Genomic DNA, 22,953 nt, shown 5'->3' with positions numbered 1-22,953 from the left:
CATGTGTGGATTGGCGGGAATGTTGTTGCCGGCGCCGGTGGCGTCGGCCGAGGTGCTGCAGGCGCAGGTGCTGGCCATGGGCGAGGCACTGCACCACCGCGGGCCGGATGATGGTGGCCGCTGGGTCGATGCCGGGGCCGGCATCGCGCTGGCGCACCGCCGCCTGAGCATTCTCGACCTGTCCCCGCTGGGCCACCAGCCGATGGCCTCGGCCGACGGTCGCTATGTGATGGCCTACAACGGCGAGGTCTACAACTTCGCCGCGCTGCGCGCCGAGCTGGAACCGCTGGGCCACGCCTTCCGCGGCCACTCCGACACCGAAGTCCTGCTGGCAGCGATCCTGCAGTGGGGCTTTGAAGACACCCTGCAGCGTTGCAACGGCATGTTCGCGATCGCCCTGTGGGACCGGCAGGAACAGTGCCTGTGGCTGGCCCGCGACCGTGTCGGCAAGAAGCCGCTGTACTACGGCTGGGCCGGCGACACGCTGGTGTTCGGTTCCGAACTGAAGGCGCTGTGGCAGCATCCGGCGTTCGACAACGACATCGACCGCGATGCGCTGACCCTGCTGCTGCGGCTGGACTACATCCCGGCGCCGCACAGCATCCACCAGCGCTGCTACAAGCTGATGCCGGGCCGACTGCTGCGGCTGGATGCAGCGACCGTGGCGGCCGGTGCGGCCGCGCACCGCCCGGAACAGGCGCAACGTCCTTTCTGGGATGCGCGCGCGCGCATGCAGGCGGCGTTGGCGGCGCCGTTCCAGGGCCGTATCGAAGAGGCCGAGGAACAGCTGGACACGCTGCTTCGCGATGCGGTGGCGCTGCGCATGGTGGCCGACGTACCGGTAGGCGTGTTCCTGTCCGGCGGCACCGATTCGTCGCTGGTGGCGGCGCTGATGCAGGCCCAGAGCGGGCAGCCGGTGCACAGCTTCAGCATCGGTTTCACCGGTTCGGGCCACGACGAGGCGCCGCTGGCCAGGGAGCTGGCGACGCACCTGGGCTGCGACCACACCGAGTTGTACGTCAGTGGTGCCGACGCGCTGGCGGTGGTGCCGCAGTTGCCGGCGATGTTCGACGAGCCCTTCGCCGATGCCTCGCAGGTGCCGACCGCGCTGGTCGCGCGCCTGGCCCGGCAGGGCGTGACGGTGGCGCTGTCCGGCGATGGCGGCGATGAACTGTTCTTTGGTTACACCCGTTATGTGCGCGCGCTGCGCAACTGGCAGATGCTGGGCCGCGTGCCGGGGCCGCTGCGGCGCTGGATGGGAGCGCGTTCGCAGCAGCAGGGCGAGGCCTCGCGTACCGGTGGCCTGGCCGCACTGCTGGCCGAGTCCGGCGCGCGCGGTATCGGCGATGTGTACCGCAACCGCATCTCGCGCTGGCGCGACCCGGCCGCAGCGGTACCGGGGGCGCAGGCGGCGGGCAGCTTCTATGACCTGGCCGACCCGCTGCACGGCGCCGGCACGCCGGCCGACGCGATGATGCTGGCCGATTACGTGACCTACCTGCCGGATGACCTGCTATGCAAGGTCGACCGCACCTCGATGGCGGTCAGCCTGGAAGCGCGCGCGCCGTTGCTGGACTGGCGCGTGGCCGAGTTCGCGTGGTCGCTGCCGCTGGGCTTCAAGCGCAGTGAAACCACCAGCAAGGTGCTGCTCAAGCGTGTTCTTGGCCGCTACGTGCCGCAGTCGATGGTGCACCGGCCCAAGCGCGGTTTCGGTGCGCCGGTCAGCGATTGGCTGAAGGGCGACCTGCGGCCGTGGGCCGAGGATCTGCTGCAGCCGGCTCGATTGGAACGCGAAGGCGTGCTGTCGGCGGCGGCGGTGCAGCCGCTGTGGCAGCAGTTTCTCGGCGGGCAGCGCAAGTGGCATACCCACCTGTGGAACGTGCTGATGTTCCAGGCCTGGCAGGCGCATTGGCGGCAGGTGCGGGCGGGCGTGACCGGCCGCTGATCTTCACCGGGGCGCACGGGGCCGGCGACTAGGCTGGGCGTCCCGCACCGTGAGGAGTATGTCCCGATGTCCATCCCCACCATCGCCGTGTTCGTCGGCAGCCTGCGCAAGGACTCCTGCAACCGCAAGCTGGCCCATGCGCTGGAGAAGATCGCCGGCCAGCGAGCACGCTTCCAGTACGTGCAGATCGGCGACCTGCCGCTGTATGACCAGGACTTCGATGGACACTATCCGCCGCAGGGCACGCGGCTGAAGGACCAGGTCCGCGCCGCCGACGCGGTGCTGTTCGTGACCCCGGAATACAACCGGTCGGTGCCGGGCGTGCTGAAGAACGCCATCGACATCGGCTCGCGACCGTATGGTGACAGTGCGTTTGCCGGCAAGCCGGCGGCGGTGATCGGCGCCTCCATCGGCCAGATCGGCACCGCCGTGGCCCAGCAGCACCTGCGCAACAGCCTGGCCTTCCTCGACATGCACGTGCTCGGCCAGCCCGAGGCGTTCATCCACTTCAAGGACGGCCTGATCGATGCCGACGGCACGGTCCACAACGAGGGCACGCAGAAATTCCTGCAGGGCTACGTGGACCGGTTCCTGTCGCTGATCGCGGTGCACGTCAAGGGCGATTGACGCCAGCGGCGGTCGCCCCCATCTGCGATAATGGCCTGCTCGGGTGCCGCAATGGCACCCGTCGCAGGCAGCGCGACGCCCCCACGCCAGTCTGGCCAGGCACCGGCGGATATCCCCCGTTTCTCCACGGCTTATCCACAGGCTTGTCCATGGCCGCCGGGGTCGGCGCATGCCTACACTCGTCTGGTCCACTTTTGCAGGAAACACCGCAGCATGTCCGCCCGTTCCGGCTTCCGTTCCAACCGCAGAGAGCGCGGCGATGGTTTTGATCGTGATCGCGATGAATCGCGCATCGATCAGCTGCGGGTACCGCCGCATTCGGTGGAGGCCGAGCAGGCGGTGCTGGGTGGCCTGATGCTGGCGCCGGAGGCGTATGACCGGGTCAACGACCAGCTGACCGAAGGCGATTTCTACCGCCGCGATCACCAGATGATCTACCGCGCGATCCGTGAGCTGTCCGAGCGCGAACGGCCGTTCGACGCGGTCACCCTGGGCGAGTGGTTCGAATCGCAGGGCAAGCTGGAGCTGGTCGGCGACGGCGCCTACCTGATCGAGCTGGCCAGCACTACGCCGTCGGCGGCCAACATCGTGGCCTACGCCGAGATCGTGCGTGACAAGGCGGTGCTGCGGCAGCTGATCCAGGTCGGTACCGACATCGTCAACGACGGTTTCCAGCCCGAGGGCCGTGACAGCAGCGAGCTGCTGGCGTCGGCGGAAAAGAGCGTGTTCGCCATCGCCGAGCAGGGCGCACGTGGCCGTACCGATTTCGTGGCGATGCCCGGCGCCCTGAAGGACGCGTTCGAGGAACTGCGCAACCGCTTCGAGAACGGCGGCAACATCACCGGCCTGCCGACCGGCTACAACGACTTCGATGCGATGACCGCCGGCCTGCAGCCGACCGACCTGATCATCCTCGCCGCGCGCCCGGCCATGGGCAAGACCACCTTCGCGCTGAACATCGCCGAGTACGCGGCGATCAAGTCGAAGAAGGGCGTGGCGGTGTTCTCGATGGAAATGTCGGCCTCGCAGCTGGCGATGCGCCTGATTTCCTCCAACGGCCGCATCAACGCACAGCGCCTGCGTACCGGCCAGCTGGAAGACGAGGACTGGAGCCGCGTCACCAGTGCGATCAAGATGCTGAAGGAAACCAAGATCTTCATCGACGATACGCCGGGGGTGTCGCCGGAAGTGCTGCGTTCCAAGTGCCGCCGGCTCAAGCGCGAGCACGACCTGGGCCTGGTGGTGATCGACTACCTGCAGCTGATGAGCGTGCCCGGCAACAGCGAAAACCGCGCGACCGAAATTTCGGAAATCTCGCGTTCGCTGAAGGGCCTGGCCAAGGAACTGCACGTGCCGGTGATTGCGCTGTCCCAGCTCAACCGCTCGCTGGAAACGCGTACAGACAAGCGCCCGGTGATGGCCGACCTTCGCGAATCGGGCGCAATCGAGCAGGACGCGGACATGATCGTGTTCATCTACCGCGACGACTACTACAACAAGGAAAACTCGCCGGACAAGGGCCTGGCCGAGATCATCATCGGCAAGCACCGTGGTGGCCCGACCGGCTCGTGCAAGCTGAAGTTCTTCGGCGAGTACACGCGTTTCGACAACCTGGCCCACGACTCGGTCGGTTCGTTCGAATAACCGCAGTGCCGGCCGCTGGCCGGCAACCGCCCCACGGCCTGCAGACCATCCGCAACGCCAAACTTCCGTACGTGGCGTGTAAATGACATGTAACGCGCCGCTTCTACGATTCCGCCGCTGCTGCCCTTTCGACGCCGCCCTTCGGCGTCCAGCGTGCCCAAGGAATCCGCCCCCATGCCGTCCCACGCTCCGCTTCGCCGCAACCTGCTGGCCCTGCTGGTCTGTGCTTCGCTGCCGTCGCTGGCCGCCGCTGAAACCGCTCCCGCCACCGACGCGCAGTCGGCCACCACGCTCGATTCGATCTCGGTGATCGGCCGCGGCGAAGCCCGCCAGGTGCAGCGCATGACTGCCGAGGACATGAAGGTGCTGCCGCCCGGCGCCAATCCGCTGAAGCTGCTCGCGACCAAGCCGGGCGTGCATTTCGAATCGGCCGATGCCACCGGCGCCTACGAATGGTCCACCACCATCAGCCTGCGCGGCTTCAACCAGAACCGCCTCGGCTACACTCTCGATGGCATTCCGCTGGGCAACATGGCCTATGGCAACAGCAACGGCCTGCACATCAGCCGCGCGGTGATCAGCGAGAACCTCGGCGGTGCCGAAGTCTCCACCGGTATCGGCGCGCTGGGTACCCCGTCCACCAGCAACCTCGGTGGCGTGTTCCAGTTCTATTCGATCGATCCGTCCACCGAATATGGCGTGGTGCTGGCGCAGGGCTTCGGCAGCGACAGTGCACGCCGCAGTTATGCGCGCCTGGAGACCGGTGAGCACCAGGGCTTCGCCGCCTACCTGTCCGGCGTGTACTCCGAGGGCGACAAGTGGAAGGGCAAGGGCTCGCAGGAGCTGAAGCAGTTCAACAGCAAGGCGACCTACAACTTCGGCACGGACAGCAAGATCACCGCGTTGTTCAACGTCTCGCGGCGCGTCGAAGCGGACTACCAGGACCTGTCGCTGGAGATGATCGACCGCCTCGGCTGGGACTGGGACAACTACGCGCCGGATTGGGATCGCGCGGTCGCCGCCGCACGTGGCACATTCAGCGGCGGCGTCAACAGCCCGTGGGATGCGTACTACTCCGGCCATGGCCTGCGCAACGATGACCTGTCCAGCATCGCCGGTGATTTCGGCCTGAACGAATCGATGCGGCTGAAGGTCAACGTCTACAACCACAGCAACCGTGGCCAGGGCCACTGGTTCAGCCCGTCCAATCCGTCCAATCCGGGCACCAGCCGCGAGATCCCGATCTCGATCCGCACCACCGAGTACGCGATCGACCGCACTGGCGTGACCTCGGCATTCACCTGGAATGTCGGCGGCCACGAACTCGAAGCCGGCCTCTGGTACGAGGACAACGGCCACAGCGTGCAGCGCAACTTCTACTACATCGACGGCCCGGTCACCGACGACTTCTTCCTGCGCAATCCGGACCAGCGCGTGTGGCACCAGCGCTACACCACCATCACCCGCCAGTTCTACGTGCAGGACCGCTTCCGCCTGTTCGATGACCGCCTGACCATCGACATCGGCGCGAAGTCGCCGCACACCCGCACCAGCGTGCGCACGCCGCTGGGCAGCTATGCCAACAACAGCAGCCTGACCGCAAGGAAGGGCTTCCTGCCGCAGGCCGGCTTCAACTTCAAGCTCAACGAAGGCAACGAGATCTTCGGTTCGTTCGCCAAGAACATCGCGGCCTATGCGCTGGGCGTGGGCAGCCCGTTCAATGTGCCGCAGGCCGCGTTCGACGCCAGCGCGAAGAACCTGAAGCCGGAACAGTCGCGTACGCTCGAACTGGGCTGGCGTGGCTACGGCCAGGGGTATGAAGCCTCGGTCGCGGTGTACGACGTCAAGTTCGACAACCGCCTGCTTGCGATCGCCCAGTGCGTGGGCATCCTCGGCTGCCCGGCGCTGTTCTCCAACGTCGGTTCGGTGACCAGCCGCGGCGCCGAGGCGACCCTGCAGCTGAAGCCGATGCAGGACCTGGCCTGGTCCAACGCGCTGTCGTGGAATGACAGCACCTACGACAACGACTACGTGAACAACGGCGTGGTGCCGACCCGCGGCAAGAAGACCGTCGACACCCCGGAGTGGATGTTCGCCAGCACCCTGGCATGGACCCCGGGCCCGTGGGACATGCGCCTGTCGGCCAACCATGTCGGCAAGCGCTACGTAACCTACACCAACGATGTGTCGGTGCCGAGCTACTGGCTGGTCAACGCCTCGGTGGCCTATGACTTCGGCCAGCTCGGCCCAGCACAGAACCTGACCGTGGCGTTGAACCTGACCAACCTCACCGACAAGCGCTACCTGTCGTCGATCAACACCAACGGCACCTACGCCGCCGACCCGACCCGCAGCCTGGCGACCATGCAGGTCGGCGCGCCGCGGCAGGTGATGGCCACCGCAACCGTGCGCTTCTGATGCGCGGTCCTGTCGATCCGGAAAGCCGTCGTCGTCTGCTGCGCATGGCGTGGCAGGGCACGGGGGCGGCGATCGCGCTGGCGGCGATGCCGGGGCTGGCCACGGCCGGCCCACGGCCGCGGCTGGGGCGTGATCCGTTCACCCTCGGCATTGCCGCCGGCGATCCGGATCCGCAGGGAGCCGTGTTGTGGACGCGGTTGGCCCCGGACCCGCTCAACGGCGGTGGCATGCCGTCGCGGGCGGTGCCGGTGCGCTGGTTCGTGGCTGAAGACCCGGGCATGCGCCGGCTGGTGCAGCGTGGCGTTGCCGCCGCGGTGCCGGAGCTGGCCCATTCGGTGCACGTGGAGGTCAATGGCCTGCGCCCGGGCCGCGACTATTACTATCGATTCGCCTGCGATGGCGATGAGGAAAGCGCGGTCGGCCACTTCCGCACCGCGCCGCTGCTGGACATGCAACTTCGGCAGCTGCGGCTGGCGCTGTGCACCTGCCAGGCCTGGAACAGTGGCTACTATCCGGTGCTGCGCGACATCGCACAGAGCGATGTCGACCTGGTGCTGCATGCCGGTGACTACCTGTACGAATACAGCCCGCTGCAGAACGCACGCGGGCGCACGCTGGATGCCGAGCGCTTCAGCGGCGAGACGGTCAGCCTGGAGCGCTACCGTGACCAGTACGCACTGTACAAGCTCGATCCGGATCTGCAGGCTGCGCACGCCGCACACGCGTTCGCGGTGATCTGGGATGACCACGAGGTGCAGAACGATTACTCCGGCATCCACCCGGAAAAGCCCGGCGTGTCGACCGAGGACTTCATCGTGCGCCGTGCGGCGGCCTACCGCGCGTTCTACGAACACCTGCCGATGCGCAGCGCGCCGTCGGGTAATGGTGGCCTGCGCGTGCACCGTCGCCTGCGCTACGGCGATCTGGCACAGCTGACCCTGCTCGACTGCCGCCAGTTCCGCCCGGCCAATCCCTGTGGCGTCGGTGAATCACCACGCTGTGATGCCGCACTGGACCCGCGCATGAGCATGCTCGGTGCAGGCCAGGAAGCGTGGTTCGCGCAGTCGATGGCCGCCGCACGGGGCACGCGCTGGAACGTGGTGGTGCAGCAGTTGCTGATGGCGCAGCTGCGGCTGGACGGCGGCACGCCGCGCGAGCGCTTCTGGAACGACGCCTGGGATGGCTATCCCGCTGCACGCAACCGGTTGCTGCAGGCACTGCAGTCAGGCGGGCAGGGCAACGCCATCGTGCTCGGTGGCGACTGGCATTCCACCTTCGTCAACGACCTGAAGCTGGATTTCGACACGGCCGATGCCGCGGTGCTGGCCACCGAGTTCATTGCGCCGGCGATCAGCAGTGGCGGCGACGATACGCCCTATGGCCCGTACTACGGTCCATCAATTCCGCAGAACCCGCATATCCGCTATTTCGATGGTGATCGCCGTGGCTGGTGGAAGCTGCAGCTGAACCGGCAGACCGTGGACGCCGAGCTGCGCTTCGCCGACAGCGTGCTGCGCGCGGATGCGCCGGTACGCACGGCCGCCCGCTTCCAGGTGACCCATGGCCGCCCGGGCGCACTGCCGGTGTGAATCCGTTCGGTAGTGCCGGCCGCTGGCCGGCAACCTCCTGAATCTCCGGTTTCCCCACCACCGGTTTCATCGCCCCCAGCCCGGTTTCGTCGCAAACCGTTTGCGGGCAGCGAGGGTGGGGCGCCATGGTGTCCACAGGCGGCAGGGTGCCGCCCCAAGGAGACCGTGATGAAGACCCTGTTTGCGCTCGGTGTGTGGTGCCTGCTGTTCGTGCTGTGCTGGCCGCTGGCGATCCTCGCCCTGATCGCCTGGCCGTTCGTGTGGCTGCTGAGCCTGCCATTCCGCCTGGTCGGCATCACCTTCTCGGCGCTGTTCGCGTTCCTGCGCGCGCTGTTCATGCTGCCGGCACGCCTGCTCGGTGGCGGCCCGGTGGCCGCATGAGGGCGCTGCTGTTGGCCGCGCTGGCGCAGGTTGCGCTGCCAGCGCTCGCTACACCGGCGGTGCCGCCGCCGTCTGCCTGGCTCGAGCGCCAGCAGACCGCGGCTGCCGACGAAGCGGATGCCGCGGCGGCGGCGACACCGAAAGCCCGGGAGCGCTGCCGGGTGGTGAAGGAATGGAAGGCCGGCGATACGGTTGTTCAGCACAAGGTCTGCGACGATCCACCGAAGAAGCCGGCTGGAAAGGTGTAGCGCGGAGCCCATGCCCGGCTGCTCTCCAAAACGGCCAGATCACGCAGGGGCGCGGCCTTGCATCATGCCGCCTCGGCACGCAGCGCTGCCTGCACGGCCGGTCGCGCGTTGACCCTGCGGGTGTAGGCCGGCAGCGCCGGCCACGCCGCCAGATCGATGGAGAAGAAGCGACACCAGCCAAGCACCGTGAACAGATAGGCATCGACCACGCTGAAGGTTGAACCCATCAGGAAATCCTGTTGTGCCAGGATTTCCTGCAGCAGATCGAAGCGCTTGAAGAGTTTTGCACGGAAGAATGCCTTGGCCTCTTCCGGCAGCGCGGCATTGAACAGCGGTGCCGAACCAGCATGGATTTCGCTGGTGACAAAGTTCAACCACTCCTGCAGCCGTACCCGCTCCCAGCTGCCGACGGGCGGGGCCAGCGCGCATTCGGGTTTCAGGTCGGCCAGGAACTGGACGATCACCGGGCCTTCGGTCAGCACCTGGCCGTCGTCCAGCTCCAGCGCGGCAACGTATCCCTTGCGGTTGATCGTACGGAAGTCGCGGCCATCGGCGGTCTGCCTGGTCGCGTTGTCGACCTTGACCAGTTCGAACGGGAGGCCGAGCTCGCGCAGCACGATATGCGGCGACAGCGAGCAGGTGTAGGGCGCGTAATACAGCTTCATGGACGGTCTCGAGAGGGAAGAGCGGCTGGGACAGCCGATGCAGGGCAGTCTGCTGGCCCGGCGGTATCCGGTAAAATCAATCTTCGATTTCCATGCCATAAGCTGGGCTACTGCCTGCCATGATGAATCTTGCCCATTGGCGCCTGCTGGTTGCCGTGGCCGACGAGGGAACCATCTCGCGCGGCGCCGATCGCGTCGGCATCAGCCAATCCGGTGCCAGCCAGGCGCTGGCCCAGTTGGAGGCCTCGTTGGGCTTTGCGGTCTTCGTGCGCGAGCGGCGTCAGGTGGAGATCACCGCGCTGGGGCGGCGAGTGATCGAACACGCACGCAGCATGCTGGGCGGCCTGCAGGCCATTCGCGCGCTGGCCGACGACAGCCGCGGGGTGAGTGGAGTCCGCATCCGCCTGGCCAGCTTTCCTTCGATCATCTCGGGCGTGTTGCCTCCGCTGTTGCGTGATTTCCGGCGGCGTCACCCGGGCATCGAGGTGGTGACCGTGGAAGGTACCGACGTGGAGGTCGAGCACTGGCTGGCATCCGGCATGGTCGATGTCGGGGTGGTGATGAACCCCGCTGCTGATCGAGACCCGCTGGCACTGGGCAGCGATGAGTGGATGGCGGTGCTGCCGCAGGCGCATCCGCTGGGGCGTCGCGCCACCGGGGGCGGGGTGGCGCTGAGCGAGCTGGCGGGCGAACCCTTCATCCTTGCAACGGGCGGCTGTACGGTGAATGGTCAGCGCCTGATGAGTGACGCTGGCCTGGAAATGGCGGACGTACGGGTGACCGTGCGCGACTGGGCCAGTGCCTGCGTACTGGTCCGCGAAGGGCTGGGTGTTTCGCTGGTGCCCGAATCCACGCTGCCTGAGGACCGGCATGGCCTGCGGGTGATGCCGCTACGGCCGCTCATCCAACGGGTGTTCGGTCTTGTCAGTTCGGATGCCGGAAAGGCATCGCGGGCGACCCGGCTGTTGCTGGACGAGCTGCGCGGCCAATGAAAAACCCCGCCGAGGCGGGGTTTTTTGATTGCTGGAGTGTGCCGGCCAGCGGCCGGCACTGTCAGCGAACGATCAGTTCGCCTTGTGGATGGCGCGCTTGCTGACCGCCATCGCCGCGTCGTGGATCACTTCCGACAGCGACGGGTGGGCGTGGCAGATGCGGGCCAGGTCATCGGCCGAGCCGCTGAACTCCATGGTCAGCACGCCTTCGTGCACCAGCTCGGAGACGTTGGCGCCGACCAGGTGCATGCCGAGGATGCGGTCGGTCTCGGCGTGGGCCAGGATCTTCACGAAACCTGCCGGCTCGATCATCGCCACGGCACGGCCGTTGGCGGCGAACGGGAAGCTGCCGGCCTTGTACGGAATGCCTTCGGCCTTCAGCTGGGCTTCGGTCTTGCCGACCCAGGCCAGTTCCGGCTCGGTGTAGATGACCCACGGAATGGTGTCGAAGTTGACGTGGCCCGGCAGGCCGGCGATCAGCTCAGCCACCGCGATGCCTTCCTCGAAGCCCTTGTGCGCCAGCATCGGGCCGCGCACGCAGTCGCCGACCGCCCACACGCCGTTGACGCCGGTGTGGCAGTGCGCGTCGACTTCGATCTGGCCGCGCTCGTTGATCTTGACGCCGGTCCCTTCAGCCAGCAGGCCCTTGGTGGCGGCGCGACGGCCAACGGCCACCAGCAGCTTGTCCACGGTCAGGGTCTTTTCGCCTTCGCTGTCGGTGTAAGTGACAACGACTTCCTTCTTCTTGCCCTTGCCGGTGATCTCGGTCTTCGAGACCTTGGCGCCGAGGCGGATGTCCAGGCCCTGCTTCTTGAATTCCTTGGCAGCGGTCTTGGCCACTTCGGCGTCGGCCACGGCCAGGAACTCCGGCAGTGCTTCCAGGATGGTGACTTCAGCGCCCAGGCGCTTCCACACGCTGCCCAGTTCCAGGCCGATCACGCCGGCGCCGATCACCGCCAGGCGGTTCGGCACTTCGGTGAAGTCCAGGCCGCCGACGTTGTCGACGATGGTCTCGCCGTCGAACTTGGCGAACGGCAGTTCGATCGAATCCGAACCGGCCGCGATGATCACGTTGGTGCCCTTCAGCTCGACGATGGAACCATCATGCTGGGTGACCTTGACCACGTTGCCCGGCTGCAGTTCGCCGAAGCCGTAGTAGGCGGCGACCTTGTTGGCCTTGAACAGCATGCCGATGCCGCCGGTGAACTGCTTGACGATCTTGTCCTTGCGGCCAACCATCGCCTCGACGTCGATCTTGGCATCCTTGAAGCTGATGCCATGGTCGCCAAAGATGTGGCCCATGTTCCAGAACTGGCGCGAGGAATCCAGCAGCGCCTTGGACGGGATGCAGCCCACGCGCAGGCAGGTGCCACCCAGGGCCGGCTTGCCGTCCTTGCCCAGCGCTGCGTCGATGCAGGCGGTCTTCAGGCCCAGCTGTGCCGCGCGGATGGCAGCGTGGTAACCGGCCGGGCCGGCACCGATGACGACGACGTCGAATTGTTCAGCCATTGAATTATTCCTTGATGCATTACCAGAACCCCTCCGCGCGGGCGCGGAGGGGCGGGAGGTGTCTTACAGGCCGAACAGCATGCGGCCCGGGTTTTCCAGCTGGTTCTTGATGTCCACCAGGAACTGCACCGAGTCCTTGCCGTCGATGATGCGGTGGTCGTAGGACAGCGCCAGGTACATCATCGGCGCGATCACGACCTGGCCGTTCTGGGCGATCGGACGCTCCTTGATGGCGTGCATGCCCAGGATGGCGCTCTGCGGCGGGTTGATGATCGGGGTCGACAGCAGCGAGCCGAAGGTGCCGCCGTTGGTCACGGTGAAGGTGCCGCCCTGCAGTTCTTCCAGGCTCAGCTTGCCGTCACGCGCCTTCTTGGCGTAGTCGGCGATGGTCTTTTCGATGTCGGCGAACGACATGCGCTCGACGTTGCGCAGGACCGGGGTGACCAGGCCCTTCTCGGTCGAGACGGCGATCGAGATGTCCGAGTAGCCGTGGTAGATGATGTCGTCGCCGTCGATCGAGGCGTTGACCAGCGGGAAGCGCTGCAGCGCGTTGGCAGCGGCCTTCACGAAGAAGCTCATGAAGCCCAGCTTGATGCCGTGGGCCTTGACGAACTCGTCCTGCAGTTCCTTGCGCGCCGCCGACACCTTGGACAGGTCGACTTCGTTGAAGGTGGTCAGCATGGCGGTCGAGTTCTTCGACTCCATCAGGCGCTCGGCGATGCGCTTGCGGATGCGGGTCATCGGCACGCGCTCTTCCGGACGTGCGCCACCGGCCTTGCCGGCGCCGCCGTTGCGGGCGAAGTTGACGATGTCTTCCTTGGTCACCGCGCCGCGGCGGCCGGTGCCGTCGACATCGGCCGGGTTCACGCCTTCGGTGATGGCGGTGAAGCGGGCGCCCGGCGGCAGCGCGTCGGCGGCCGACTTGGCAGCCGGGGCCGGAGCGGCAGCAGCGGCCGGAGCCGCAGCGGCCGGCGCGGCCTCAGCCTTCTTCTCTTCAGCGGCCGGAGCCGGGGCAGCGGCCACGGCGCCTTCTTCGATGATCGCCACGACCTGGCTGGAGGTCACGGTCGAGCCTTCGGCGAACTTGATTTCCTTGAGCACGCCGTCGACCGGCGACGGCACTTCCAGGACGACCTTGTCGGTTTCCAGGTCAAGCAGGTTTTCGTCGCGCTTGACGGCGTCGCCCACCTTCTTGTGCCAGGTGGCGATGGTGCCGTCGGCGACGGATTCGGGCAGTACCGGGGCTTTGACTTCGGTGGCCATTGCGGGAGCTTCCTGGTTTGTCTTCTAAATAGGGGGAGGATTATTCAGCGAACGTGTCGTTGAACGGGTTGACCAGTGCATCGGCGACCAGCTGCTGCTGTTCGCGGACGTGGTCAGCCATGTGACCGGCAGCCGGCGAAGCCGAACGTGCGCGACCGGCGTAGTGCAGGTTCTGGCCATCGGCCAGGCAGAACTGCAGGTGGTGGCGGATCTGGTACCACGCACCCTGGTTCTGCGGTTCTTCCTGCGTCCACACCACGTCGGTGGCCTTGCCGTACTTCTTCAGTTCGGCGGCCAGCAGCGCACGCGGGAACGGGTACAGCTGCTCCACGCGGATGATCGCCACGTCGTCCTGGCCACGCTTGGTCTGGTCTTCCAGCAGGTCGTAGTAGACCTTGCCCGAGCACAGCACCACGCGCTTGACCTTCTTGGCATCGGCGTTGGCGTCGCCGATCAGGTGCTGGAACTCGCCGTTGGCCAGTTCGTCCAGGGTCGACACGGCCAGCTTGTGGCGCAGCAGCGACTTCGGCGACATCACCACCAGCGGCTTGCGGGTGGTCAGGTGCAGCTGGCGACGCAGCATGTGGAAGGCCTGTGCCGGGGTCGACGGCACCACCACCAGCATGTTCTCCAGCGCGCACAGCTGCAGGAAGCGCTCCAGGCGCGCCGAGCTGTGTTCCGGGCCTTGCCCTTCATAACCATGCGGCAGCAGCAGGGTCAGGCCGGAGATACGGCCCCACTTGGCTTCACCGGCAGCGATGAACTGGTCGATCACCACCTGGGCGCCGTTGGCGAAGTCGCCGAACTGGCCTTCCCAGATGCACAACGTGTTCGGATCGGTGGTGGAGAAGCCGTACTCATAGGCCATCACCGCTTCTTCGCTCAGCAGCGAGTCGATGACGGTGGCCTTTTCCGGAGAATCCACCAGCTGCCGCAGCGGCATGTAGTAGTTGTCGGTCTTCTGGTCGTGCAGGATCGCGTGGCGGTGCGTGAACGTACCGCGGCCGACGTCCTGGCCGACCAGGCGCAGTGCATGGCCTTCGTCGAGCAGGGTGGCGTAGGCCAGGTTCTCGGCAAAGCCCCAGTCGCCCGGGATCTCGCCGGCAGCCATCTTGCGACGGTCGTCGTAGACCTTGGCCACGCGCGAGTGCAGCTGCACTTCGTCCGGCACGGTGTTGATCAGCTTGGCCAGCTCGACCAGCTTGTTCTTCTCGACCTTGGTCGAGACCGGGTCGGACAGCTTGCCTTCCAGCAGCTTCGGCCAATCGACGAACAGCGGGCTGCTCGGCGGGGTCTTCTCGACCTTGGCCAGCTCGGTGGTCACTTCACCGGCGTCCAGCTTCTCGCGGTACGCATCGACCATCGCCTTGCCGGCGCCAGCGGCGATCACGCCCGCCTTTTCCAGCTGCTCGGCGTACATCTCGCGGGTGGTGGCGTGCTTGCGGATCACCTGGTACATCAGCGGCTGGGTGATCGCCGGCTCGTCGGCCTCGTTGTGGCCCCAACGGCGGTAGCACATCAGGTCGATGACCACGTCCTTGGCGAACGTCTGGCGGAACTCGAAGGCCAGCTGTGCGGCGAACACCACCGCTTCCGGATCATCGCCGTTCACGTGCAGCACCGGGGCGGCGATCATCTTCGCCACGTCGGTGGCGTAGCGCGTGGAGCGCGTATCCAGCGGGTTGGAGGTGGTGAAGCCGACCTGGTTGTTGACCACGATGTGCACGGTGCCGCCGACGGCGAAGCCGCGGGCCTGCGACATCTGGAACAGCTCCATGACCACGCCCTGGCCGGAGAAGGCCGCGTCGCCGTGGATCAGGATCGGCATCACCTGCTTGCGCGCGGTGTCCTTGCGGCGCTCCTGGCGCGAACGCACGGAACCGGCCACGACCGGGTCGGCGATTTCCAGGTGCGACGGGTTGAACGCCAGCGCCAGGTGCACCGGGCCGCCGTCGGTGGCGACGTCGGCCGAGAAGCCCATGTGGTACTTCACGTCACCGGCCGAGGCGTGCTCGTCGTGCTCGAACTTGCCTTCGAACTCGTCGAACAGCTTGCGCGGGTTCTTGCCCAGGGTATTGACCAGCACGTTCAGGCGGCCGCGGTGGGCCATGCCGATCACCACGTCCTTGACGCCATCCTTGCCAGCGCTGCGGATGATGGTGTCCATCATCGGGATCAGCGAGTCGCCGCCTTCCAGCGAGAAGCGCTTCTGGCCGACGTACTTGGTGTGCAGGTAGCGTTCCAGGCCTTCGGCCGCGGTCAGGCGCTCCAGGGTGCGGCGCTGGGTGTCAGCGTCCAGCTGGTAGTTGCCACCGGCCGCTTCCAGCTTCTTGTAGATCCACTGGCGCTGCTCGACCTCGGAGATGTGCATGAACTCCGCACCGATCGAGCCGGTGTAGGTCGCCTTCAGGCGCGCCAGCAGGTCGCGCAGCTTCATGCGCGGCTGGCCACCGACGCCGCCGGTGCTGAATTCGCTGTTGAGGTCGCCATCGGACAGGCTGTGGAACGGCAGGCCCAGGTCCGGGGTGTTGACCGGCGTGGTCAGGCCCAGCGGGTCCAGGCGGGCGTCCAGATGGCCGCGCGAGCGGTAGGCGGTGATCAGACGACCGACATTGCGCTCACGCTCGTCGCCCGCACCGTTGCCGGTGCCGGCTTTCAGCGCATCCTTGGCCGCGTCCGCAATGTGGGAGATGACGGCCGAGTGCGGAATGTCACCTGCTTCGCGGCCCTTGAAGCCGTCGAAGTAGGTTTTCCATTTGGGATCGACACTATCCGGGGAGACCAGGTACTGCTCGTACAGGTCCTCGACATAGGAGGCGTTGCCGCCGGCGAGTTGCGAAGATTGCGCAAACTGCTTCAGTTGATTGTCCACGATGGAGGGTGTTGATTCGCTTTGTGGGGTATGGCTTCAGAAGGACCCGGCAGGAAGATGAATAGCCCTGCGCGGGCGCGTTCAAACAGCCAAATTGTACCCCCAACCGGACACGAAGGGGCGCCGCCCGAGGCATCGCAGGTCCACCGGTGCCGCTTCCAGACAGGTTGAGGCAGCCCGCTCCGCTCAGAGGCCGAGCGCGCGAAGTTCGCTGCAATCGCGCGAACGGTCCCAGACACGCTGCAATTGCTGCTCGAACGGCTGCGAACGTGCCGGTAGCGCGATGCCGGCCTCGCCGTCGAGGCGGTGGCCGATCAGACGAAAGTAGAAGTCGCCGGCATCGTTGAGCACGCACGCCGAGGCCAGCGCACGGTCGATCGGATCGGAGACCTCGCGGATCTGGATCACGCTTGGCAGGCGCTGGGCCAGCGCCAGCAGGGGCGCTCCGGCCGAGGCGATCGCCGCCGCATCGTGCACGATCACCCGCAGCTGCTTGTCGTGGCGGGCAGTGACGAAACGGCGCAGGGCGGCCTGCACGGGCGGTGTGTCGAGCAGGCCCGGGTCCAGCTGGCGGCTGTGCAGCCACAGCTGGCGACGGGCGCGATGGACGATGGCGGTGGTGATGTCCACCGCTTCGGCGCGGCTGTCGATGGCGCTGGCCGCGCCCAGCCGGCGGCGCATCTGCTGGTGACCGATGCCGGCTTCTTCAAACACATCGCCCTCGGGCAGGAAGCCCTGGCGGGCATAGAACGCCCGGGCCGGCAGCTGGGCGTGCAGATGCAGTTCGGCCAGGCCGAGCCGGCGCCCGGCCTCGACCAGGGCCAGCAGCAGGGCCTCACCCACCCCGTGGCTGCGATGGCTGGCCAGCACCGCCATGCGACCGATACGGCCGTCCGGTGCCAGCCGGCCGGTGCCGACCGGCCGGTCTTCAGCGTCCAGCGCCAGCACATGGGCGCTGACCGGGTCCAGCGCATCGCGTTCCAGCTCGGCGGCGATGCCCTGTTCCTGCACGAACACGCGCTGGCGCACGTCGTGGATCGCGACGTGGGCGTCGGCGTGGCTGACCTGCTGGACCCGGATCATCGTGATGGCTCAGGCGCGGCCGGTCTCGCTGTCGTCTTCCTCGTCGTCCTCGAAGTTGACGATGACTTCGATGCCGTCGTCATGGACGGTCACGGTGTGGACATCGTCGGACACCGCGTCGTCGTCGATCGCGTCCACGCGGTCACGGCCTTCGACCACCTCGCCCAGCACCACGCTGTCCTCGCCGTCGTCCTCGTCTTCGGCGTCATACAGCTCGTTGGGGTCGATCAGCTGGAACACGCCGCCGACCAGCAGCCGCTGGACCACGGCACGGCCCTTGTCGGACAGGCCGCGGTAGGCGGCGGCGTCGAGCTGCTCGGCACCGGCCAGGCGCTGCGCGTCCTTCACCGGCAGAGCGAAGTCCTGGCCGCTGACGTACAGGCTGGCACCGCGCTTGGCCCGGCGCCAGGCCAGGCGCGCCCACGGGTGGCGCTGCAGCAGCAGGCCCGACGCCAGGGCCTGGACCACTTCTTCCGCTGCCGGTGCGGCCTGGTGGGCCATCACTTCGCCGGCGGCGCGGTAGGTGGTGATGAAGCGGCCGAACCAGTCGCCCAGCTTGTCCGGGTCGTTCATGCGGATCGCATTGAGGGCGGTGATCACCCGGGCCATCGCCACCGTGTCGATCTCGTTCGGGTCGGCCGGCACCTTCAGGTCGGCATCCTGGTAGCGGATGTTCTCGTCGGCATCGGCGATCAGGGTATCCAGGTAGTCGCTGATCAGCTCGGCCGAGGACGGCGCGCGCATGCCGAACGAGAAGGTCAGGCACGGGTCTTCAGCCACGCCGTGGTGCGGCACGTTCGGCGGCAGGTACAGCATGTCGCCCGGTGCCAGCACCCAGTCGTGGGTCGGCTTGAACACCTTCAGCAGCTTCAGTTCCACGTCCGGGCGGAAGCCCAGCGGTGGCTGCTTGCCCTTGATCGATTCGCTGGCGTCGATCTGCCAGCGGCGGTGGCCATGGGCCTGCAGCAGGAACACGTCGTACTGGTCGACGTGGGCGCCGACCGAGCCACCGGTGGCGGCGAAGCTGATCATCACGTCATCCATGCGCCAGCGCGGCAGGAAGCTGAAGTGCTCGATCAGGGCACGCACGTCCTTGTCCCACTTGTCCACGTCCTGTACCAGCAGAGTCCAGTCGTGGTCGGGGAGGGCGGGGAAGATGTCTTCCTGGAACGGGCCAGTGCGCACGCGCCAGCCATCCTGGGCCTTGTCATGTTCGATCAGGCGCGCCAGCACGCCTTCCTCGCAGGCCAGGCCCGCCAGGTCTTCCGGTTGCACCGGGGTCTGGAAATCCGGGAAGGCATTGCGGATCAGCAGCGGGCGCTTCTGCCAGAAATCGCGCAGGAAGACGGCCGGGGCCATGCCCAGCGGCTGGCCGGGGCGTGCGGTGACTTCGATCAGGGGGGCGGAGGACTTGCGGGCGGCCATGGGGAATCCTTGCAGCGGAAAACGGGAGGGCGGCACGGCGGGCCGCCTGAGGCCTCCATTGTCCGCCGTTCGCTGGGATTGCGCACGTGCGCGGGTTTGTCGCGGGGGTTCCGGCCAACGGCGGAGCCCCTCGTGGCGGGGGGGGCGCAGAAGGCAGAAGCCGCGCTGGGCCGGGTGGGGTGGGTTCGCGGGACACGCCGTAAACCCATCCATGGGGGCTCGATGGCGCCATCCATGGCGCCAACGGTCCCGCGAACCCACCCCACCCGGCCCCTGACAGTTTCCTGCGCGGCCCGCCACGGAATGGAAAAGAGAATCAAGGGCAACAGCGGGGCGCGCGCTGCGCTTGCTCATTCCAAAACAAAAGAGGGACGCGGCGAAGCCGCGTCCCTCTTTCAAAATTCCGTCCCGACAACCCAATGCTCTTCGATCCGTCACCAGGAATGTGTCAGAGGTGGGTCGGGAGGGGCCAGCGGGACCGTTGGCGCCATGGATGGCGCCATCGAGCCCCCATGGATGGGTTTACGGCGTGTCCCGCTGGCCCCTCCCGACCCGCCCAGCTGGCATCAATCCAGAGCCGCTTTTGACGTTGCTGTTGCCGTTGCTGTTGCCGTTGCCGTTGCTGTTGCCGTTGCCGTTGCCTGCCGCAGGCAGCGCCCGCGGCCGCCGCCGCAAAGGAAACCCCTTAGATCTTCTTCGCCAGCGACTCAGCCAGGCCGGTGTAGCTGCCCGGAGTCATCTCCAGCAGGCGCTGCTTCGCATCCGCCGGCAGCTCCAGCCCCTGCACGAACGCCCGCATCGACTCGGCGGTGATGCCCTGGCCACGGGTCAGCGCCTTCAGCTGCTCGTACGGGTTCGGCAGGCCGTGGCGACGCATCACCGTCTGCACGGCCTCGGCCAGCACTTCCCAGGCCGCGTCCAGATCGGCGTCCAGGCGCTGCGGGTTCACTTCCAGCTTGCCCAGGCCCTTGGCCAGCGAATCCAGCGCCACCTGGCTGTGGCCGAACGCGGTGCCCAGCGCACGCAGCACGGTGGAGTCGGTCAGGTCACGCTGCCAGCGGCTGATCGGCAGCTTCGCGCTGAAGTGCTCGAACAGCGCGTTGGCGATGCCGAAGTTGCCTTCGGCGTTCTCGAAATCGATCGGATTGACCTTGTGCGGCATCGTCGACGAGCCGACTTCGCCTTCCTTCAGGCGCTGCTTGAAGTAGCCCAGCGAGATGTAGCCCCAGATGTCGCGGGCCAGGTCGATCAGGATGATGTTGGCGCGGCGTGCGGCATCGCCGATCTCGGCGACGTTGTCGTGCGGCTCGATCTGCGTGGTGTACGGGTTGAACACCAGGCCCAGGCCGGTCACGAAGCGCTCGGCGAAGGCCGGCCAGTCCACGTCCGGGTAGCTGGCCACGTGCGCGTTGTAGTTGCCGACCGCGCCGTTGATCTTGCCGGTCAGTTCGACTGCGGCGATCTGCCTGCGCTGGCGTTCCAGGCGCGCGACCACGTTGGCCAGCTCCTTGCCCAGGGTGGTCGGCGACGCGGTCTGGCCATGGGTGCGCGACAGCATCGGCTGGCCGGCCTGGGCGTGGGCCAGGGTGCGCAGGGAGGCGGCGATGCCGTCCAGGGTCGGCAGCAGCACTTCGCGGCGGGCCTGTTCCAGCATCAGGCCGTAGCTGAGGTTGTTGATGTCTTCGCTGGTGCAGGCGAAATGCACGAATTCCAGCGCCGGGGCCAGCTCGGCGTCGTCCTTCAGCTGTTCCTTGATGAAGTACTCCACCGCCTTGACGTCGTGGTTGGTGGTGCGCTCGATCTCCTTGACGCGCGCGGCCTGGGCCGGGCTGAAGTTGGCGGCCAGCGCGCGCAGGCGGGCGACGGCGGCGTCGGAGAACGGGGCCAGTTCGACGATGCCCGGCTCGGCGGCCAGGGCCAGCAGCCATTCCACCTCGACCGTGATGCGGGCCTTGATCAGGCCATATTCGGAGAAGATCGGGCGCAGGGCGTCGACCTTGCCGGCGTAACGGCCATCAAGCGGGGACAGGGCGAGCAGGGCGGAATCGGACATGTCGGCAGGGCGGGGACGAGCGGCGGGGGCCATATTCTACGACGTGCCGGTCAGGTAGTGCCGGCCGCTGGCCGGCGACCACACCCGGCCAGCGATTCCATGCGCTGCCGGCCAGCGGCCGGCACTACCCTGGAGCGTGCAGAACGGCCGCGCAGGCGGAACGATCTGGCCCGCCCTCGTCATCCCACGCTGCAGGCAAGGGAGTATCGTTGTCGCAGCCGCCAGCCCGGGAAGCGACACCCTGCCAGCCGCCGCTTCCCTTTCCCCAACTGAAGTAGTGCGGAGTTGATGCAATGAGCAAAGCTGCAAGCAAGGGTGCCACCCCGGGATTCCGGATCGAACATGACAGCATGGGCGAGCTGCAGGTGCCTGCCGATGCCCTGTGGGGTGCGCAGACCCAGCGCGCCGTACAGAACTTCCCGGTCTCGGGCCAGCGCATGCCACGTGGTTTCATCCGCGCGCTGGGCCTGGTCAAGGGCGCCGCCGCCGGCGTCAACGCCGAGCTGGGCCACCTGCCCAAGACCGTGGCCAAGGCGATCCAGGTCGCGGCCGCCGAAGTGGCCGCCGGTGACTGGGACGCGCATTTCCCGATAGACGTCTACCAGACCGGTTCGGGCACGTCCTCGAACATGAATGCCAACGAGGTCATCGCCACCCTGGCCAACCGTGCCGGCAAGGCGGGCAAGACCACGGTGCATCCCAACGACCACGTCAACCAGGGGCAGAGCTCCAACGACGTGATCCCGACCGCGCTGCGCGTGTCGGCGGTGCTGGCGGCGCATGAACAGCTGCTGCCGGCGCTGGTGCACCTGCGCAAGACCCTGGACAAGAAGGGCCGCAGCCTGCGCAAGGTGGTCAAGACCGGGCGCACCCACCTGATGGATGCGATGCCGCTGACCTTCGAGCAGGAGTTCGGCGCGTGGTCGGCGCAGCTCGCCTCGGCGCAGGAACGCATCGAGGACAGCCTCAAGCGCGTGCGTCGCCTGCCGCTGGGCGGTACCGCGATCGGCACCGGCATCAATGCCGACCCGCGCTTCGGCGCGCAGGTGGCCAAGGCACTGAAGCAGCAGACGTCCTTCAAGTTCGACAGCGCCGAGAACAAGTTCGAGGGCCTGGCCGCGCAGGACGATGCGGTTGAACTGTCCGGCCAGCTCAATGCGCTGGCGGTGGCGCTGATCAAGATCGCCAATGACCTGCGCTGGATGAACGCCGGTCCGCTGGCCGGGCTGGGCGAGATCGAACTGCCGGCGTTGCAGCCGGGCAGCTCGATCATGCCGGGCAAGGTCAATCCTGTGATTCCGGAAGCGACGGTGATGGCCTGCGCGCAGGTGATCGGCCACCACACCGCGATCACCGTGGCCGGGCAGACCGGCAACTTCCAGCTCAATGTCACCCTGCCATTGATCGCAGTGAACCTGCTCGATGGCATCGGTCTGCTGGCCAATGTGTCCACGCTGCTGGCTGACAGCGCCATCGCCGGCCTGAAGGTGCGCGAGGACCGCGTGGCCGAGGCGCTGGCGCGCAACCCGATCCTGGTCACTGCATTGAACCCGATCATCGGCTACGAGAAGGCGGCGGCGATCGCCAAGCGGGCGTACAAGGAACAGCGCCCGGTGCTGGACGTGGCGCTGGAGGACAGCGGCCTGGACGAGGCCGAACTGCGCCGCCTGCTGGACCCGGCCGCGCTGACTGCCGGCGGCATCCAGGCCGGGGGCGGTGGCGCCGGCGGTTGATCGAACGGCGTGCGGACCAAGGTTCACACCCACCACACGCAGGAACGCCGCCCTCGGGCGGCGTTTTTCTTCAGCGGCGGTCGGCGACGATGTTGCCGAAGGTGTCGGTGTAGTCCTTGAATTCGGGGATGCGCTGGATCAGGTCTGCCGGAATCACCTCCATGCCCTCCGGCGGCTGGATCTTCACCGGCTGCATGTTCGGGTCGGCCGGGGCGGCGACCAGGGTGTTCTGGCGCAGCACCTGCAGCTTGCCGAACATGGTCTGCAGCATCTGCTTCTGCGCGTCGTCCAGCGGAATCTGGATCTCGTCCACCTTCATCGTGCCATCGCCGAGGATGATGATGTTCGGTGCCGGCGGGCGACGCACGGTGACCATGCCTTCGCTGACGGAAATCTTCGGCTTGCCGCGCTCGGCGCGGTGGTTGCGGTAATCCTTGTCACAGCCGACCAGGCCCAGGCAGAGCAGGGCGGCCAGCAGCAGGAACAACTTCTTCATGGCATTCGGT

The 22,953-nt window shown here is 67.0% G+C and carries 17 protein-coding genes; 9 read left to right on the top strand and 8 right to left on the bottom strand.

The genetic code is table 11. The features are described 5' to 3' along the window. Position 1: 1 nt before the first annotated feature. From asnB to K5L94_RS14765, 7 genes are all read left to right on the top strand, one after another. Positions 2 to 1,945 (top strand): asparagine synthase (glutamine-hydrolyzing), encoded by a 1,944-nt coding sequence (gene asnB / locus K5L94_RS14795; protein ID WP_274510758.1) that lies wholly within the window; start codon positions 2 to 4, stop codon positions 1,943 to 1,945. 66 nt (positions 1,946 to 2,011) lie between these two features. Further along, the gene (locus tag K5L94_RS14790; protein ID WP_053450254.1) at positions 2,012 to 2,572 is read left to right on the top strand and encodes an NADPH-dependent FMN reductase; all 561 of its coding nucleotides are present in this window, start codon (positions 2,012 to 2,014) and stop codon (positions 2,570 to 2,572) included. A gap of 213 nt (positions 2,573 to 2,785) precedes the next feature. After that, positions 2,786 to 4,216 (top strand): replicative DNA helicase, encoded by a 1,431-nt coding sequence (locus K5L94_RS14785; protein WP_005410278.1) that lies wholly within the window; start codon positions 2,786 to 2,788, stop codon positions 4,214 to 4,216. Between the two features lie 174 nt (positions 4,217 to 4,390). Further along, positions 4,391 to 6,634 carry a TonB-dependent receptor family protein gene (locus K5L94_RS14780; protein ID WP_274510756.1) on the top strand — a complete coding sequence of 748 codons (2,244 nt, stop codon included), beginning with the start codon at positions 4,391 to 4,393 and terminating at the stop codon, positions 6,632 to 6,634. Continuing rightward, on the top strand, positions 6,634 to 8,223 hold the full coding sequence (locus K5L94_RS14775) for an alkaline phosphatase D family protein (protein ID WP_274510755.1): 1,590 nt from the start codon (positions 6,634 to 6,636) through the stop codon (positions 8,221 to 8,223). The genes K5L94_RS14780 and K5L94_RS14775 overlap by 1 nt, the downstream gene beginning before the upstream one ends. A gap of 168 nt (positions 8,224 to 8,391) precedes the next feature. Next, positions 8,392 to 8,604: a hypothetical protein gene (locus K5L94_RS14770; protein ID WP_005410275.1), complete on the top strand. Its 213-nt coding sequence runs from the start codon at positions 8,392 to 8,394 to the stop codon at positions 8,602 to 8,604. Next, positions 8,601 to 8,852, top strand: a complete 252-nt coding sequence (locus K5L94_RS14765; protein ID WP_164086741.1) for a hypothetical protein — start codon at positions 8,601 to 8,603, stop codon at positions 8,850 to 8,852. The genes K5L94_RS14770 and K5L94_RS14765 overlap by 4 nt, the downstream gene beginning before the upstream one ends. 62 nt (positions 8,853 to 8,914) lie before the next feature. On the opposite strand, the gene gstA is transcribed toward K5L94_RS14765, so the two are convergent. Continuing rightward, positions 8,915 to 9,517 carry a glutathione transferase GstA gene (gene gstA, locus K5L94_RS14760; protein ID WP_274510752.1) on the bottom strand — a complete coding sequence of 201 codons (603 nt, stop codon included), beginning with the start codon at positions 9,515 to 9,517 and terminating at the stop codon, positions 8,915 to 8,917. 122 nt (positions 9,518 to 9,639) lie between these two features. Here gstA and K5L94_RS14755 point away from each other — a divergent pair, with 122 nt between their 5' ends. Beyond that, entirely contained in the window at positions 9,640 to 10,509 is an 870-nt protein-coding gene (locus K5L94_RS14755; protein WP_274510751.1) for a LysR family transcriptional regulator, read from the top strand. A 72-nt stretch (positions 10,510 to 10,581) separates the two neighbouring features. Here the strand turns inward: K5L94_RS14755 and lpdA are convergent, their stop codons facing one another. The 6 genes from lpdA to purB all read right to left on the bottom strand — a co-directional run bounded on the left by lpdA (position 10,582) and on the right by purB (position 20,714). Further along, entirely contained in the window at positions 10,582 to 12,018 is a 1,437-nt protein-coding gene (lpdA, locus tag K5L94_RS14750) for a dihydrolipoyl dehydrogenase (protein ID WP_008264626.1), read from the bottom strand. 63 nt (positions 12,019 to 12,081) lie between these two features. After that, a complete protein-coding gene (gene sucB, locus K5L94_RS14745) occupies positions 12,082 to 13,281 on the bottom strand; it encodes a dihydrolipoyllysine-residue succinyltransferase (protein WP_008265271.1) in 1,200 nt (399 codons plus the stop codon). Positions 13,282 to 13,321: 40 nt separating this feature from the next. Continuing rightward, positions 13,322 to 16,153, bottom strand: coding sequence for a 2-oxoglutarate dehydrogenase E1 component (locus K5L94_RS14740; RefSeq protein ID WP_006453251.1), 2,832 nt, complete (start codon positions 16,151 to 16,153; stop codon positions 13,322 to 13,324). 186 nt (positions 16,154 to 16,339) lie between these two features. Next, positions 16,340 to 17,236, bottom strand: a complete 897-nt coding sequence (locus tag K5L94_RS14735; protein ID WP_053450247.1) for a GNAT family N-acetyltransferase — start codon at positions 17,234 to 17,236, stop codon at positions 16,340 to 16,342. Between the two features lie 9 nt (positions 17,237 to 17,245). After that, positions 17,246 to 18,661, bottom strand: a complete 1,416-nt coding sequence (locus tag K5L94_RS14730) for a ribosomal protein uL16 3-hydroxylase (RefSeq protein ID WP_053450246.1) — start codon at positions 18,659 to 18,661, stop codon at positions 17,246 to 17,248. Positions 18,662 to 19,346: 685 nt separating this feature from the next. Continuing rightward, positions 19,347 to 20,714 carry an adenylosuccinate lyase gene (purB, locus tag K5L94_RS14725; RefSeq protein ID WP_053450245.1) on the bottom strand — a complete coding sequence of 456 codons (1,368 nt, stop codon included), beginning with the start codon at positions 20,712 to 20,714 and terminating at the stop codon, positions 19,347 to 19,349. A gap of 293 nt (positions 20,715 to 21,007) precedes the next feature. Here purB and K5L94_RS14720 point away from each other — a divergent pair, with 293 nt between their 5' ends. After that, entirely contained in the window at positions 21,008 to 22,447 is a 1,440-nt protein-coding gene (locus K5L94_RS14720) for a class II fumarate hydratase (RefSeq protein WP_006453168.1), read from the top strand. A 70-nt stretch (positions 22,448 to 22,517) separates the two neighbouring features. Here K5L94_RS14720 and K5L94_RS14715 read toward each other — a convergent pair whose 3' ends face one another. Then, positions 22,518 to 22,943, bottom strand: coding sequence for a hypothetical protein (locus K5L94_RS14715; protein WP_053451349.1), 426 nt, complete (start codon positions 22,941 to 22,943; stop codon positions 22,518 to 22,520). Positions 22,944 to 22,953: the final 10 nt, after the last annotated feature.

The sequence above is a fragment of the Stenotrophomonas forensis genome (assembly GCF_028752115.1).
Lineage (GTDB): Bacteria > Pseudomonadota > Gammaproteobacteria > Xanthomonadales > Xanthomonadaceae > Stenotrophomonas > Stenotrophomonas forensis.
Note: the sequence above shows the minus strand (reverse complement) of the source record. Positions and strands in the feature narration are given on the sequence as shown.

What these genes read in the sequence shown, in the direction of transcription:
- gstA (WP_274510752.1), bottom strand. Translation starts at nt 9,517, where the DNA reads ATGAAGCTGTATTACGCGCCCTACACCTGCTCGCTGTCGCCGCATATC.
- K5L94_RS14765 (WP_164086741.1), top strand. Translation starts at nt 8,601, where the DNA reads ATGAGGGCGCTGCTGTTGGCCGCGCTGGCGCAGGTTGCGCTGCCAGCG.
- K5L94_RS14730 (WP_053450246.1), bottom strand. Translation starts at nt 18,661, where the DNA reads ATGGCCGCCCGCAAGTCCTCCGCCCCCCTGATCGAAGTCACCGCACGC.
- purB (WP_053450245.1), bottom strand. Translation starts at nt 20,714, where the DNA reads ATGTCCGATTCCGCCCTGCTCGCCCTGTCCCCGCTTGATGGCCGTTAC.
- K5L94_RS14780 (WP_274510756.1), top strand. Translation starts at nt 4,391, where the DNA reads ATGCCGTCCCACGCTCCGCTTCGCCGCAACCTGCTGGCCCTGCTGGTC.
- K5L94_RS14770 (WP_005410275.1), top strand. Translation starts at nt 8,392, where the DNA reads ATGAAGACCCTGTTTGCGCTCGGTGTGTGGTGCCTGCTGTTCGTGCTG.
- K5L94_RS14720 (WP_006453168.1), top strand. Translation starts at nt 21,008, where the DNA reads ATGAGCAAAGCTGCAAGCAAGGGTGCCACCCCGGGATTCCGGATCGAA.
- lpdA (WP_008264626.1), bottom strand. Translation starts at nt 12,018, where the DNA reads ATGGCTGAACAATTCGACGTCGTCGTCATCGGTGCCGGCCCGGCCGGT.
- asnB (WP_274510758.1), top strand. Translation starts at nt 2, where the DNA reads ATGTGTGGATTGGCGGGAATGTTGTTGCCGGCGCCGGTGGCGTCGGCC.
- K5L94_RS14715 (WP_053451349.1), bottom strand. Translation starts at nt 22,943, where the DNA reads ATGAAGAAGTTGTTCCTGCTGCTGGCCGCCCTGCTCTGCCTGGGCCTG.
- K5L94_RS14775 (WP_274510755.1), top strand. Translation starts at nt 6,634, where the DNA reads ATGCGCGGTCCTGTCGATCCGGAAAGCCGTCGTCGTCTGCTGCGCATG.
- K5L94_RS14735 (WP_053450247.1), bottom strand. Translation starts at nt 17,236, where the DNA reads ATGATCCGGGTCCAGCAGGTCAGCCACGCCGACGCCCACGTCGCGATC.
- K5L94_RS14785 (WP_005410278.1), top strand. Translation starts at nt 2,786, where the DNA reads ATGTCCGCCCGTTCCGGCTTCCGTTCCAACCGCAGAGAGCGCGGCGAT.
- K5L94_RS14790 (WP_053450254.1), top strand. Translation starts at nt 2,012, where the DNA reads ATGTCCATCCCCACCATCGCCGTGTTCGTCGGCAGCCTGCGCAAGGAC.
- K5L94_RS14755 (WP_274510751.1), top strand. Translation starts at nt 9,640, where the DNA reads ATGAATCTTGCCCATTGGCGCCTGCTGGTTGCCGTGGCCGACGAGGGA.
- sucB (WP_008265271.1), bottom strand. Translation starts at nt 13,281, where the DNA reads ATGGCCACCGAAGTCAAAGCCCCGGTACTGCCCGAATCCGTCGCCGAC.